The organism is Psychrobacter pygoscelis (assembly GCF_004335015.1).
Lineage (GTDB): Bacteria > Pseudomonadota > Gammaproteobacteria > Pseudomonadales > Moraxellaceae > Psychrobacter > Psychrobacter pygoscelis.
This window is the reverse complement of sequence record NZ_RQRU01000003.1, coordinates 24,694-40,678: the sequence shown is the minus strand read 5'-3', so window position 1 is coordinate 40,678 and position 15,985 is coordinate 24,694. Positions and strand designations below refer to the sequence as shown.

General features: G+C 43.6%; 10 protein-coding genes. 4 read left to right on the top strand and 6 right to left on the bottom strand.

The features are described from left to right. Window positions 1-61: 61 nt before the first annotated feature. Window positions 62-538, top strand: coding sequence for an Lrp/AsnC family transcriptional regulator (locus EGV92_RS08540; RefSeq protein ID WP_131668842.1), 477 nt, complete (start codon window positions 62-64; stop codon window positions 536-538). Between the two features lie 144 nt (window positions 539-682). Here EGV92_RS08540 and EGV92_RS08535 read toward each other — a convergent pair whose 3' ends face one another. From EGV92_RS08535 to EGV92_RS08520, 4 genes are all read right to left on the bottom strand, one after another. After that, window positions 683-2,005 carry an ABC1 kinase family protein gene (locus tag EGV92_RS08535; protein WP_131668841.1) on the bottom strand — a complete coding sequence of 441 codons (1,323 nt, stop codon included), beginning with the start codon at window positions 2,003-2,005 and terminating at the stop codon, window positions 683-685. A gap of 90 nt (window positions 2,006-2,095) precedes the next feature. Further along, complete coding sequence (locus EGV92_RS08530) at window positions 2,096-3,016, bottom strand: HesA/MoeB/ThiF family protein (protein WP_242678670.1); 921 nt, start codon at window positions 3,014-3,016, stop codon at window positions 2,096-2,098. A gap of 226 nt (window positions 3,017-3,242) precedes the next feature. Then, on the bottom strand, window positions 3,243-5,297 hold the full coding sequence (locus EGV92_RS08525; protein ID WP_131668840.1) for a hypothetical protein: 2,055 nt from the start codon (window positions 5,295-5,297) through the stop codon (window positions 3,243-3,245). Window positions 5,298-5,663: 366 nt separating this feature from the next. Next, the gene (locus tag EGV92_RS08520) at window positions 5,664-7,244 is read right to left on the bottom strand and encodes a class I SAM-dependent methyltransferase (protein ID WP_131668839.1); all 1,581 of its coding nucleotides are present in this window, start codon (window positions 7,242-7,244) and stop codon (window positions 5,664-5,666) included. Window positions 7,245-7,626: 382 nt separating this feature from the next. On the opposite strand from EGV92_RS08520, the gene EGV92_RS08515 reads away from it, so the two are divergent. Further along, a complete protein-coding gene (locus EGV92_RS08515; RefSeq protein WP_131668838.1) occupies window positions 7,627-8,088 on the top strand; it encodes a hypothetical protein in 462 nt (153 codons plus the stop codon). 342 nt (window positions 8,089-8,430) lie between these two features. Here EGV92_RS08515 and prmC read toward each other — a convergent pair whose 3' ends face one another. Both prmC and EGV92_RS08505 read right to left on the bottom strand, forming a co-directional pair. Then, window positions 8,431-9,363 carry a peptide chain release factor N(5)-glutamine methyltransferase gene (gene prmC / locus EGV92_RS08510; protein ID WP_131668837.1) on the bottom strand — a complete coding sequence of 311 codons (933 nt, stop codon included), beginning with the start codon at window positions 9,361-9,363 and terminating at the stop codon, window positions 8,431-8,433. 18 nt (window positions 9,364-9,381) lie between these two features. Next, window positions 9,382-10,983: an AmpG family muropeptide MFS transporter gene (locus tag EGV92_RS08505; protein ID WP_131668836.1), complete on the bottom strand. Its 1,602-nt coding sequence runs from the start codon at window positions 10,981-10,983 to the stop codon at window positions 9,382-9,384. A 969-nt stretch (window positions 10,984-11,952) separates the two neighbouring features. Between EGV92_RS08505 and katG the strand changes: the two genes are divergently transcribed. Next, complete coding sequence (gene katG / locus EGV92_RS08500) at window positions 11,953-14,130, top strand: catalase/peroxidase HPI (protein WP_131669073.1); 2,178 nt, start codon at window positions 11,953-11,955, stop codon at window positions 14,128-14,130. Window positions 14,131-14,455: 325 nt separating this feature from the next. Then, window positions 14,456-15,352 (top strand): LysR substrate-binding domain-containing protein, encoded by an 897-nt coding sequence (locus EGV92_RS08495; RefSeq protein ID WP_479725188.1) that lies wholly within the window; start codon window positions 14,456-14,458, stop codon window positions 15,350-15,352. Window positions 15,353-15,985 lie beyond the last annotated feature (633 nt).

Genomic DNA, 15,985 nt, shown 5'->3' with positions numbered 1-15,985 from the left:
AGCGTATTTTCACTAAATTATCGCTATAATTAGTGTATTACCCTAAATTTAAGACTTAACCATGAATGATAAAATTAATCACCAAGCCATCGATGCTATAGATAGAAAAATTCTTGCCTTACTACAAACGGACGCGCGAATGAGTATCACCGATATTGCAGAACGGGTCAACTTATCTGCTACCCCTTGTGCTCGGCGCATCAAGCAGCTTGAACAGGCAGGCATTATCACCGGCTACCATACCACTACCGACCCGCAGAAGCTCGGCTATCAGTTGGCAGTGTTTATTGCCGTCAGTATGGATAGGCATACGGCAGAAAGATTTGAGCAATTTGAAGAAAAGATCAAAAGCTTTGAGGAGGTTGTCAGCTGTAGTATTGTTACCGGTCGCACCGAGGACTATCTAATTAAAGTCATGGTTCGAGATATGGCGCACTATGAGGAGTTCTTGTTGCACCGATTAAATCGAATTGAAGGCGTAAGCCAAGTCCATACCAGCTTTGAGCTACGTGAAGTGTTTCATCGGAGTGTCGTCTAATAAATAATCGATCTATGCAGTCAGCTTAACCCATGGGCAACCATTTGCAGCGCTGACTGCTCAGAAAATCTTACTAGCCACTACCAGTGCTTACGCATTCTATATTCTCGGACTTTGACATCGATACCAGCTCACGACTCTCGCTTATTTAGTCTCTTCGTGCACCAAGCTAATTCGGCTGTCACTAAACATATCCATATCGGGCGCTAAAGTTCGCATAAAGCGATCAAAGTAGAGCATCTGCTTGGTGAGTAAGGCAAAATCACGAGGGAAATGTAACCCATGACGCTTACCGGTTTCGACGATCTCTAGCATGATCTTATTCAGCTCATCGGCTTGGTCTTTAGAGTTAAACGGCGCTCCTGTCGTATATTTCTTATCGTCTGCCATGATAGTACCAATCATCTTCTCAAGATCAGCCGCCAGTCTTGCCGCATCGACTTGGCTGCGCTCATGAGTCATGCCCATATCTATCATGTGATGAGCCATAGCCTCAAAGTCATTACTTTGAAGTGCTTGCATCATCCCCATACAAGCGCGCCAACTCTCTGGCGCTAGCTTGCCAACGATACCAAAGTCTAAAAAGCCGATTCGCCCATCGCTAAGTAGCATCAAGTTGCCCGCATGAAGGTCGGCATGAAAGCTATTACACAGCATCAGACTGGCAAACCAAGTATTCAAGGTATCTGCCATAACTTGGGCCGGATCGTCACAATACTGACGCATAGCGACCTCATCAACCATCGACACACCGTGCAATCGGCTCATGGTCAATACTCGCTTAGTAGTAAGCGTATCGACAACGCTTGGTGCTACTACTTTTTGATTGCCGGTCATCTGTAAGAACTGCTGAAAGTCGCGGATATTCTGCGCCTCAGCGATAAAGTCAGTCTCAGCTAACATACGCAAGCGAATCTCATCAATAATCGGCGCAATACTAGCAAACTTCATGGAGGGCATCATGATTTCCATGATTTTGGTGACACCATGAAGCACACCCAAATCAGTCTGCATGATGGTCTCAACATCCGGCTTCTGAACCTTTAGGACTACCTCAGTACCGTCCTTAAGAGTAGCGGCATGCACTTGGGCGATTGAAGCAGACGCTAATGGTCGCTCTTCAATATGCTTGAAGATACTGTCCAAGGTTTGACCATCTCGCTCAAGCTCTGCTTTTAGCACCTTTTCGATATAGCGATAAGATATTGGTGTGGTTTGATCTAGGCAATCCTGAAACGCGAGTACATAATCGCGGGGAAACAATGAGGGCGTACTGGCGATAAACTGACCTATTTTAATATAGGTCGTACCCAGCTGCTCGAAGGTCTCTTTTAATAGCCTAGCATCGGGACGCTCGCCTTTCGCCACGCGTAATGCAGATAGCCCTGCCACGCTCGCCGTCTGTCGCACACGGTTTAGTACGTTAAATGAGTGCCTAAATAGGTTCGGCCTAGTTGCTTGAGTCATAATATTCAATCAAAAAATAAGGTGGAAGGTAAATTTAAAGGGCTAATAATGCTCTCAACAGAGTGTTTAACAGGTCAGTATTATCACCTATTAATAAGACGCACAAACCGCACAAGATGGGTCTTTTCGATAGCCTATGAGTCGCTGCGTCATTCGCAGGCCATCCCAAAGTAACAGCTTATTGGCTAGTGGGTTTGACTGTAGCCCTAAAAACTGCAAAGCAGTATTGGCTTGTAGCGCGCCCATGAGAGCTGTGGTACTAGCAAGCACGCCTGAATTCGCACAAGTACGCTCATCAAAAGACTCAGTATCAGCTTGAGACGCCGAGCTTAACGCACTTTGAATGCTATCTCCAAAGACACAATGATAGCAGCCCGTGTTCAGACTAGGTTCAAACAAGGCCAACTGACCTATCATTCCAATAGCTGAGGCCGACAATAGCGGTAATTTATAACGCACGCTCAAACGGTTTAGCAGGTCTCTGATAGCAAAATTATCAGTACAGTCAAGCAATAAATTCGGACACCCATGTATCGTACGAAGCTGCGAGCCAGCTTCTAAATTTAATAGCTGCGCTGCATTTGTTGCATCTACTCTCGCAACCTCATAGCTGACATTAATAAGCTCATTAATACTCTGTAAGGTCTGTGCCGCCACTTTGGCCTTAAACTCACCAATATCGGTAGGTCGAAATAAAGTCTGACGCTGCAAGTTACTCATCTCAATGACATCATCATCGATCAGATGAATTTGACCAACACCTGCACGGGCCAACGTCTCAGCTGCAGGGCAACCTAGCCCACCTGCGCCAACGATAACAACACGGCTATTTTTGAGCCTTATCTGAGCGTCGATATCCCAGCCCTCAAGTAGCACTTGTCGTGCGTAGCGGATTAGCTCAGCGTCGCTCAGTTCGGTAGCAGTTAACGCTGTACCAGCTGACTTAACGCCAGTTTGCTCGATATTATTACTGCTAACTTGGGGCTTTTCATAATCATGCTTAAACATCATAGTAGTTTAATCTTTTTGGCAATAAGATGATATGGTCGGTACTTCTTAGAGTCAACTTTAAAATAAAAAGCTACGTAACAAAATAAAAAACCGCATTTTAAGCGCGCTATTACAATGATATTCATCATAATAGCGCGCTTTAAGCGGTTTAAGAAGATTGGACTGGCCATTTTAATACTCTAAAAAGTTATGCATAGCCAGCAATGAAACTAGAGTCGAGTTAATCCTATTGAAAATCTGGTGGCAAGAGAACTTGCGGTGAGTGATGGCGCGGTGCACCTTGAGGACGGCCAAACTCATCGACATTTTGTCTTTGCATCAGCTGCCTATACTTCATTGCCTGCGGCTTAGCTAGGTTTGGCTGACGACAGTCTGTATCATAGTATTCAAAGTAAGTACTACCCACACATAGCTCGGTAGGCTGTATGGAATCAAGAGTTCGGCTGACTTCTAGCGCGACTTCAGGTAGTATCTTAGCCGTCACAAGATTGACTCGATTATTAATCATTGGGTCAGAGATTCGATTTTTTTGTCCTCGAATGATTGTGGGAACCGATTGGCTATTGTCCATCAACATCGAATAGCGATTGACCCCGAACCTCGTCAGCATCATCGCCTCTTCAAACAGCATGGCGACGTCTTCTTGCGCCGTATAATAGCCATACTCATCATTAGCACGGTCCGTAAAGTAAGCATCTGCTACCTGCTCACCTTTATAGTTGAGCTGTATCGCTGTTGGCGTACGCCCACCATACCATACCTGCGCTAGACCTTTAAGCATACCATTGGTCAATGGATAGCTACTGGTCAAATCATTTGAGACACTACTGCTATCACTAATGAGCTCATAGGGTGCAAGCTTTGCAAGCTGAGCTATGCTATAGCCATCAGTTCGATGCAGCTGCTGCTGCGGGAAGTAGTCATTGGCATGCGCCAGCTCATGATAAAGTAGACTGGCCAGCGGCAGCGCAATTGTCTCAAGACTTCGACCCTTATTAAGACTTGGATAGTAGTCTGAATTAAACATGACGCTTTGCTTATTTCTCTCATAATCAAAGTCGAATAAATAATCAAAGGTTTGCATATACTGAGCGCGGTAGTCCTTAGGACTACTCAGTACCGCTCGCTGCTCAGGCGTCATCCAAAGATAATCCGCACTTAAATACATCGTCCCTGTACCCCCCCAATAAAAGGAGGGTTTTACGTTGTCCGATATAACGATAGCCGTCGCACTACGTAGCAACCGCTTAAAATCATCATGACGGTCATATTGACGTAAGAACAGCTCAAAGTTCTTACCCATCCAATCATGAGACACCACCACCCTATCCATAATGTCATCGATAGAGGGTTCGGGGTTCACCTGACCAATAAATGGTAAATATGCTAAGTGGCACATACCCCCTTCATTGACCTGATACGACATGACGCAGTCAGCTAAGATATCGGCGACGGGTGATTTTGCTTTGTAAGCATAATGATGATTGAGCGGAGTGGTCGGTAGGCAGTAAGCACCTGAGCTTGGTGACTGACAAAAATACGGAGCAGAGCTGCCATTAGTAGGTTGAAGTAACACATAAGCGCTATCTTTAACCGCTGGATTACTTTTGAGCTGCGCTTCAAAGACCAGCACTTGCTCATGATTGGTCTCTGGTAGACTAACCACAGCAGTTGCCCCATCATCTCCTCTAGTAATCTTAGCGGTAGCTCCTTGAATCTGGCGAATCTGCCACTCATTACTGTCTATTGACGCGCCAGTATCAAAATATAGATTGACAGTAGCGCCGCTACGAGCTGCTCGGTCAGCTTTTAAGGAGGCCCGTGCCTTGTCGGCGGATACTTTTACTTGGTAATTAATGGTAGCCACTGGCTTGAGCTGATTATATTGGTTGCGCTTTTGGGCAGTAAACTGAAGAGAATAAGTACCAGGGGCTAAAAAAGTAAACGAGCTTGCTGGCTGATGTGAGGCGCTGATTCGCACTTTATTAGCGTTTGGTGACAGCACTTTCCATTCATAAAAGTCTGCATCTTGGGATTGCTTCTGTACTGCCAAAAATCCAGCAGACTCCCCTACTCGAATATGCTTCGCAACATCACCTTTTAAGGTATAGCCGCCTAACCCCGTCGAGCTATCATTATTATCGCTACCTTTGTTGGGCAGCTCTGGTCTCACTGTCGCATCACCCTGCTCGCCTCTACCAGAGCCAGTGTTACTCGTATTGGTAGTGCCAGAGCTACCGCCGCCACACGCTGTCAGGCCAAGTACAGTAATAAGCGCCATAGAAGCGCTAAGACTTTTTAAAGAAAAGGTTGTGGCTAAAGGTAATAGTAAGCGAGTCATGTAAACCTTGTGAGTAGCAGTGCATCAGCGAGACTGGCTGAGTACAAGAAGTGGTCATTAGGAATAAAATATAAGCTAAATGATAACTTATATCATGAAAAAAGTCGGAGAATTTTTACTAAAATTTTAGGCTGGAGTCACTCACTGTAAAAAGAGCTTGCTCGCCTTATAAAAGCCAAGTAAGTCAGCACTTGGCTATTGGAATTTATCAATTATCAACCCTAATGAATTTGTCACTTATCACTTATTCATCAATTACTTATCTCTTATTCATCTCTAGCTAAAAGTTAACTAGAGACAAACCAGTCATTCTACAATCTGTAATCGTTGGGCAATTCGCAGAATGCCTTCACTAAAGCGTTGCGCCAACCTGCGCAGCTCCGCTAGGTTTTCAGCTTCTCCGTATAACGTCTTGCCTTCTTTAATCAGACATTGGTCTAGACTCTGTAGTTGTTGCCAAGTTGCAACGACCCATTCATCGAGCGCGCGCGTATCCTCACCATTTTTTAGCTTATTAACGCCTAAAGTGCCCTTAACCCCTTGTGTATAGGCGAATAAAAACATCATCGATATCTTATCAATGTGCAGGCCGCCGCCAGTTAAGGGACTGGCTAAAAACCCTATTGGCTTACCAGCCATATTTTGCCGCATGATATAGCTATTAAGCCGGTTACAGCGTTCCTTTGCCCCTTGAACAATCGCCTCATCCTGAACCAAGGCAATAACGCCGCTTGCTTGCAAAACAGCCAAGGCTTCATACAACAAATTGACGGAGAAGTCGTCTGATAATTGGGAGCGAATAGAGAGAACGTTATGACTCTGATAGTCACTCAAAGCTTCAATAATAGGCTCATAAATCCTCCTTTGTAGCTCGACCTTTCCTGCCGCCCCTGTCACCTCAAACTTAACCTCATCTGCATTGATAATCAGCATAAAACGTAGGTTTTGCCAGTACTGATTAAGCTCGTGACTCGACAGCTCCCGCGCGCCCTTCACCCATAAGTCCCGACGAAAGAACTTATTCTGCATATAATCTTTGCTACTTTGCATAAATATCGGATCGTGTAAATCAGCCAAAATCGCTTGTTGCTCTGGTGTTAGATTACTCGGCGGATAGTCTTCTAAGAAATTTGCAGCGCACACATAAGTCAATTTTGCGGGCAATAGCGCGTCTGCGACTTGAGAAAAATATAGTGCTTGCCAATCACGGTTTAGATATTCATGAACCAGATAAGCGGCGTTTTTCTTGCTGTGATTTTGAACACACTTTGGTAGCGATGGTGATTGATCAATCAAAGAGGGACTTTGATCAATTAACGCCTGCGTAAAGCCAAACGCATGATGTATTCGCTCCACCTTTGACGCCTTTCGGCTACCCATCACTTGGTCATACTCGCTGAGCATATGCTGAAGTGCTGACATCGTCGTCCAGCCTGGTAGCGTATTATAGCTAATATATACTACCCCACCGACCTTAAGCTTGCGGCGGATAAAATCTACAATAAGGCGCTGATTATCAGCTGACACCCATGCCCAAATACCGTGAAGACTAATAAAGTCAAACTCAGGCAAATCTTCTCGCTCGCTGAACTCTCTAAACGACTCATCAAATATTTGTGCATCGTGACCGCTGACGCTTGCCATATCTTTGGCGAATAAAACTTGTGCTGGGTTAAAGTCGGTAGCGTACCACTGCACCGCTGATGCCGCTGCATGAATATTCAGTGAGACACCTTGCCCAAATCCTAGCTCACACGCCTGAGTCACTAAAGGTGGCTTTATTCCTGCCATCAAGAATGGTATCACAATATTATTGGGATTAAGCTCTGACGAATATCCGTAGGTATAATTAATATCACTCACGTAACCTTCTGACCAATCTGGCATTTGTAATTCCTAGGTATAGTTAGAGTGTAAAGTGTTGGTTATTTAAATATATCGTTAAGTTAACATATCAGCTTATCAGTCTAAACTTAATAATAAATATTAGTTAGGGTATTTACTGGTAGTTGATACTATTTAAATGACTGAATTAGTCTTTAGTTTACTTTGAATGGAGAACAAAAATTATGACGATTTAAAGAAGGCTTATGCTGACATTAGCCAGCTTGGCGTCCACCACTTAAAATCATGAATATTAAATTATTTTTGATTAGATAATTAGTGGATTGCTGGCATAATACAATAGCAGCTTATACTTGTTATTTGACTCTAAATTTAGACACCTATTTGGATTATCACCAAAATACATCATGTAGGGATAGCTACAATGAAATATATCAAACACTCTAAAGAAGCTTATGGAGTTCATAATTGGGATTTTTCGTACTACTATAATGAGGTAGTGCCTCATATTCTTAACCGCAGAAAGGACTTAAGCCCAATATTATCAAGTGATTTAAACGGAATAGATAATAAAGAGAAGACTCTCAATAGAGGAATAATCGAAAAGATTGATTATGACTTAGAGCATGATAGATTATCACTAGAGATCAAGCAAAGAGAAGGAAGAGATTTAATAGAAATCATTTATTCTGATATTATAAATATTCGTATCAACTGTGACATCGTACCAATTACTATAATGGTCCATGAAATAGACGTAACGTCTGACAATAATATTGTGCATTCATTATTTTTATTAGGAGACACAGAAATAGTTATTGAATGCAAAAAACTAGAATTGCAAAATAGCCCTATTAAAAACGTCACAGATCAAGCTAGAAATTAATCGTACTGTCTAATTTATTATTAATATAATCCTGCTACTTCTAGCTGCATTGGAAATATCCATGAAATAAGCTTATAAAAAATGTACAAGTATTTATGATGCAATCACATAAAATTATCAGACCTCTTATCATAAATAAATCTAAAATATAAGTAGAGCTATTTATCTAATTTAATGACTAATCATATTTTTATAATAGTCCTAGACGTGTAGTCGAGTCTAAATAAAATAAAGTCACCGTAATATAATATAGAACTGGTATACATTTTTTTGGCTTACTACGGCCAAATCATAAAAAACAGCCTAAAAGGCCGTTTTTTAACTCAATAACGCAACCAAGTATCAGATTATTGAAACGCTCTGCCCCATCGTTACCCTATCATTGCCGCCATAATCCTTAACAGTCTGTACATTAGCAAACCCCGCATCAATAAATATCTGCTGCACGGCATCGCCTTGGTCATAGCCGTGCTCAATCGCGAGCAAGCCACCTTGAACGAGATAGTCTCTTGCCCCACTCACAATCCGCTGAATATCAGCAAGGCCTTTATCATCGGCTATGAGAGCTGATAATGGCTCTGCACTGAGGTTATTGAGATGAGGATCTACAGGGTCTATATAAGGGGGGTTTGAGACGATGACTTGGTACTTAATATCATTAGGCAATGCGCTAAACCAATCACTTTGGATAAAGGTAACGTTAGGCGTGTCATTCAAAATAGCGTTTTGCTTAGCAATGTCTAAAGCACCTTTTGTATAATCTACCGCTGTCACCTGCCAGTCTTTTGACTGTAAACCTAACTCATGCGCCAAGCTAACAGCAATGCAGCCACTGCCAGTACCCAGATCTAATAATTGAAAGGGTTGCGCAGGAGTAGAATCGTTCAAAATATTGCTTAGGCTATTTTGATTGGGCGAGCGAGTATCAGCTACACTGACATTGGCTTCTATCCACGTCAATACTTGCTCGACCAATATCTCAGTATCAGGTCTTGGTATCAGCGTGTGCTCGTTTACCTTAAACTCCAATGACCAAAACGCTTGCTTGCCTGTCAGATAGGCAAGAGGGATAGCTGCCTGCATCTTCTTAATACCGTCTTCAAACAAGGCTAGTTCCTCGTCACTAAGACAATAGTCACTGTCCGTAATGAGAAAGCTCGCCGGTTGATGAATAACATGCAGTAACCAATCATTAACCCAGTGCGCCGGCAGGTCATCGTACTGCCGACGCTTGATGGCTTTTATAGAATAGTCTTCGAGATTGTTATTAGTCATATTACCACTTGATATAGCTTACTTAGGATCTTTGCTAAGCTTGGTAGACGCTGTAGGCTCATCCCCATAAATGTCATCGTTATCACCAATCACGATGTACTTATCGGTCAAATATACTATTAATAAGATAGGTACACCTATTAGAGCGGTAAAAGTAAAGAAGAACGGATAGCCCATATTATCGACAATACTTCCCGAGTAACCACCTAAGACTTTGGGAAATAGTGTCATCAAGGAAGAGAAGATTGCATATTGCACTGCGGTAAAGCGAATTGAAGTTAGCGCTGACAAAAAGGCAATGAATACCGTGCTGGCCAATCCTGCTGCTAAATTATCAAAGATAACGGCCGTATACATAACTGGCAAACTGCCCGGATGATAAGTCAGCAAGACAAATAGCATGTTACTGACTGCAGCTAAGAGCGCTCCAACCATCATCGCCCGCATAATACGCATCTTTTGCGCTAATATGCCCCCTACGAACCCTCCAGCGATGACCATTACTACCCCAACCAGCTTAACGGCTGTGGCAATATCCGTCTTACTAAAGCCCATATCTTGATAAAAGACGTTAGAGATGACACCGGCGACGATATCAGAGATTCGGTACAGGCCGATTAGAGCGAGTAACAATAGGGCCTTTTTACCATAACGACGAAAGAAATCAACGATAGGCTCAATCCAAGTGGTATAAGCCATTTTTTTATTGACCAGTCCGGCCATGACCAGCACATACCCCACAATCAGAGCTGTTGCTAAACTACCAAGCATTCGCAAAACTTCAAATAAAAATGCTAAAACGATACCACCCGTTTCTGGCAGCAGCTTACCAAAGTAGAAGAACGTCATAACAAATGCAGATACCGCAAACAAAAATACCAAGACCAATCTGCCATAATCAGTCGACTTGTGCTCAAGTCTAATCTGCGAACTAATAGGCTCACGGATTACTAAAGTCGTTACCACCCCTATTCCCATGATTGCAGCCATCGTTAAATAGGTATAACGCCACGCATCATAGCTATAAGCGGCTTCTGTTGAGCCAAAATAGTCGGCTAAATACAGTGCGCCTGCTCCGGCGACAATCATACCAATACGATAACCCGCGGTATACATTGCTGAAAGTACTGACTGCAAGCTAGGTGGTGCCAACTCGATACGATAGGCATCAATAACAATATCTTGCGTCGCTGATGAGAATCCTAGCAACACTGCGCCAATAGCCATATAGGTCAAGACATCCATATTGATAGGATTGACACTAGCCATGATACAGATGGCGATAATGATAAGTACCTGTGATACCAGCATCCATGCTCGCCTGCGTCCCAGCCATTTGGTCAAGAAGGGTAACGGGATCGCATCAATCAGTGGTGCCCAAATAAACTTAAATGAGTAAGGTAATGCAGCCCAAGCCAATGTGGTCACAACACTGCGATCAATACCAGCTTCTCGCAGCCATAACGACAGGCTGGAGAAAATCAGCATAATAGGGATACCAGCGGCAAAGCCTAAGAACAGCATGATAATCGCACGGCTATCAAGATAAGCTTTAGCAGCTTCAGACCACGATTTTTTTGGAGCGACTACAGGAAGATCAGAGTTTGGAGTTGCGGACATAGTGGCGGAACCTAACCAATGGGGGTAATTAATGAAAGGTATTAAAGTCGTTATTAAAGTCAAGTCACTACCATTATCGAGTCTACTTCAACATCACTTCTATTTTTACCCTCTTCAATAAACGAGAAGAAACAGGTTAATAAAAGCAGTCTTAATAGACAGTTAAATTCAGTAATGAATGGCAAATTTAGCTATGGTACTTGAGAATTCTTATAATGACCAGTGTTGATGCGCTGAGCACGCACTGGGATTTATGCTAAAAACAATATTCCTATCAATCCGTAATATCTCAGTATTGAAAGTCTATCCGCCATCTATAGTGCATGCTAGCTACCCTAACACTATAAAGCCACTAATTAGTTAAATAGGCGCTATTTAGCAAAATATCAGATGAGCTGCTCTTCTTGCATCTTTAAGTCAGTGATTTTAGCTATCCGCTATATCTCCACCACCCTATTTATCATTCTATTTTCAGTTTATCACCATTTTACCTCTAAGCTATCAAGCTGCACCGGACTCTAACCCGTTACTGCTACTTGTTGATTACTAGCCTACTTCTTGACTACTAAGCAAAGCCTATCCTATCTTTTGCACACCGCCTTCTTATTGCTAAAGTCCTTTGAGCTTAAGATAACGCGCATAGAGTTTCATATTATTAATCTATACTCAAAGATTGATTTATTATATAAATATATAAATTGGGTTTGATTAAATATCCAAATCACTATGTAGAATGTATTATATTCAACAAATCAACAACACCCTGTTTATCAGCTAAGTTAACCCTCAGCCAAGGATTATATGATGGAAAACAATACTAACACCCCAATCGGCAAATGCCCTTTTGACCATACTGACCCAAACAATCAACCATTAAACTCAGTAGACCGTGCTGAGATTGGTGATGATTCTGGCCCTACCATCCATAGTGAAAATGTAGACAGCGACTCTACTCCTGAGCGTCCTGCTATGGGCGGCTGCCCCGTCATGCATCAAGCGCATACGCTAAACAATTCCTCAGTGACTGACTGGTGGCCTAACGCGTTAAATCTAGACATCTTGCACCAGCATGATACCAAGACCAACCCCTTAGACCCAGACTTTAATTACGCAGAAGCGTTTGCATCATTAGACCTAGACGCTGTCAAACAAGATCTCAAAGACTTGATGACAGACTCGCAGGAGTGGTGGCCTGCAGACTGGGGACACTATGGTGGCTTGATGATTCGCATGGCTTGGCACTCAGCAGGTACTTACCGTAAAGCTGACGGCCGCGGCGGCGCAAATACAGGTAACCAGCGCTTTGCCCCGTTAAATAGCTGGCCTGACAATGCCAACTTGGATAAAGCTCGGCGCTTGCTTTGGCCGATCAAAAAGAAATATGGCAATAAGCTATCTTGGGCCGATCTTATGATCCTAGCGGGCAACATGGCTTACGAGTCTATGGGCCTAGAGATATTTGGCTTTGGCGGTGGCCGTGAAGATATCTGGCACCCTGAAAAGGATATCTACTGGGGCAATGAGCGCGAGTGGCTAGCACCAACCGAAGAGCGCTATGACAATGACGACAATCGTGAGTCGTTAGAGAATCCACTTGCCGCTGTGCAGATGGGCCTTATTTATGTCAATCCAGAAGGCGTAGACGGCAACCCTGACCCTATCAGAACCGCGCAAGATATCCGCACAACATTTGGCCGCATGGCAATGAATGATGAAGAGACAGTAGCGCTAACGGCTGGTGGTCACACCGTCGGTAAGTGTCACGGTAATGGCGATGCCACCGAGCTTGGTGATGAGCCAGAAGCAGCTGACATCACTGACCAAGGTTTTGGTTGGATTAATCCCAAAGGGTCGGGCAATGCTGGCGACACTGTGACCAGCGGTATTGAAGGTGCTTGGACTACCAGCCCTACCCAGTGGGACAACGGTTACTTTGAGCTATTATTCAAGTATGATTGGGCGTTAACTAAGAGTCCAGCAGGTGCTAATCAATGGGAGCCTATCGACATTGAAGAAGAAGATATGCCGGTCGATGCTCACGATCCAAGCGTGCGCCGTAACCCTATCATGACTGATGCTGATATGGCGATGATCAAAGACCCTGAGTACCGTAAAATCTCAGAAAAGTTCTACAACGACCCTGAATACTTCTCAAAAGTCTTTGCTAGAGCTTGGTTTAAACTTACGCACCGCGACTTGGGACCTAAGAGCCGCTACATCGGCCCTGACGTACCAAGTGAAGACTTAATCTGGCAAGACCCCATCCCCAGTGTCGACTATACTTTGGATGCTAATGAGATTGCCACGCTCAAAGCCAAGTTATTAGACTCAGGCCTTAGCCGTCAAGAGCTTATCAACACAGCTTGGGACAGCGCCCGCACCTTCCGAGGCTCTGACTATCGTGGCGGTGCGAATGGTGCTCGAATCCGCCTAGCTCCGCAAAAAGACTGGGTAGGCAATGAGCCTGAGCGTCTACAAAAAGTGCTCGCTACTTTTGAGGACATCCAAGCCAGCCTTGATAAGCCCATCAGCCTTGCCGACCTTATTGTCTTAGGTGGTAGCGCTGCTGTCGAAGCCGCTGCTCGTGATGCCGGTGTCGATATCACCGTACCATTTACCCCTGGTCGCGGCGATGCGACTGACGAGATGACAGATGCAGACTCATTCTCAGACTTAGAGCCTCTACACGATGGCTATCGTAACTGGGTCAAAGAGCAATATGCCGTCTCACCAGAGGAGCTACTGCTCGACCGCACTCAGCTCATGGGACTAACCGCTCCTGAGATGACAGTACTTATCGGTGGTATGCGGGTACTTGGTGCTAACTACGGTGATAGCAAGCACGGCGTCTTTACCGACCGCGTTGGCGTACTTAGCAATGACTTCTTTGTCAACTTGACCGACATGAGCTACTCTTGGAATCCAGTTCAGAAAACTGCGGACAACAATCTGTTTGAGATTCGTGACCGCCGCACTGGTGAGACGAAATGGACCGCCACTCGCGTTGACTTAGTCTTCGGCTCTAACTCAATCTTGCGCTCTTATAGCGAGCACTATGCGCAAGACGATAACCAAGAGAAATTCGTCAAAGACTTTGTCAAAGCTTGGGTCAAGGTGATGGATGCTGACCGCTTCGATGTGAAGTAGCCATTAACTGGACTAAAGCCAATCTATATAAGTTATTGTCCTAAAAGAAGCCACTTTAATAAGTGGCTTCTTTTTTATTCGTTAACAGAATATAGAAATATTAAAATATAATTTATTAGAATATAATATTACCATTAGACTGAGGCCCTTAGTAAATTTAAGAATAACGATTTATTCACTTTATTATGCTTTATTTCAGGCTAAATTTTGTTTCAGGCTAACTAATGCCTTCCCTCTACTTTCCCTATTTATAACTCTACACCACCGTTTATTTTAGGAAACCCTTATGGCTATCAATGTTGTCGTCAATCAGCGCCACTTACAAATCCAGCTTAAGCAGCTTGAGACGGTATGGCATACCGTGGTCAATGGCTATAATCTTAGTCAAGCAGCTAATGTCCTGCACACCAGTCAATCAAGCTTATCCAAGCATATTGCCGCCTTGGAAAACCAGCTAAAGACTGAGGTCTTTATCCGTCAAGGTAAGCGCTTAACGGGGCTGACGCCTATGGGAGAGTCATTATTACCACATATCGAAGCAATATTCGCTGAGATCCGCACAATAGAAAATCTAAGTCTAGATTTTAATAATCCACAGACAGGCACTCTCACCATTGCCACGACACATACACAAGCACGCTACGTGCTACCAGAAGTCGTCAAACAGTTCAGCGAGCGCTATCCCAAAGTTAATCTTATCTTGCAGCAAGCAGACCCTGAGACCATCGCCCAAATGGTCATTCGTGGTCAGGCAGACATCGGCGTGGCAACAGAGTCTCTATTACATAATAGCTACCTGCGCTGCCATCGCTATTATGACTGGTCACACCGTATTATCGTGCCCAAAGATCATGAGCTTGCCGGTGAGACCGAGATTGATCTGCCCACCCTCGCAAGCTATCCGATCATTACCTATCACGGCGGTTTTACCGGTCGAGATACCATCGACAAAGTCTTTAGTGAAGCTGGGTTAGAGCCTGAGATTGTTCTAGCGGCGCTAGATGCTGATGTTATTAGTACTTATGTCGGCTTAGGATTAGGTGTGGGTATCATTGCAGAGATGGCTTTTGAGCCAAGCCACTATCCTAACCTTACGGCAATACCTGTATCACACTTTGGCCGCTTTACTAGCTGGATGGCGGTACGAGATGATGCTGAGATTCGCCAATACGGCCGCGCCTTTATTGAGCTGTGTCAGAATCAGTTTAGTAAGCCCTCCTAATTACCAGACTTTTGTTACAAATATCCTAATTAATACAGTGATCCAAAATAATGGTTCAAAATAGTGGCTGGCTTTGTCGGTAGAACGCGACACACTAAGACCTTAAAGAGTTAAGCAATTGACTATAGTCTCTAGACAGCTGCTTTAGCTTGATAAGCTGCTACATGGATGTAGGATAACGTTATACAAGCTTCTGGCTTTATAAGTGATCAATATTTGTCTATATCTGAGCCTTTGTTGGAAGAATAACCTAGTATTTAGTTTTTAATCTTAACGATATCTGCAGCAAGCGGACACCAATAAATAGTCAACCGCTTGCTGTGCCAATAGAATCTAGGTAAAAATGCGATGAAAGTTGTTGATTTTGTTTTAATTTAAACAATTCTTGAAGCAATACTCACCAAAGCATTAATTAATTTAGTTATCCTCTAAACATCGCTTTATAAATCCGCGTTAACTTTTTTCTATATTTATCTTGACGCATAAGTGTTTATCTCTACTCACCATCCTCACCAAAACTTGCCTTACTACTGTCTACAAACCCAGATAGTCCTCCTGCTACCTCTTCACTCATCTCGATGTACTCGCTTTACTGCGGCTAGAAGATGGACTAAATAGCCACTCAAGCTGATA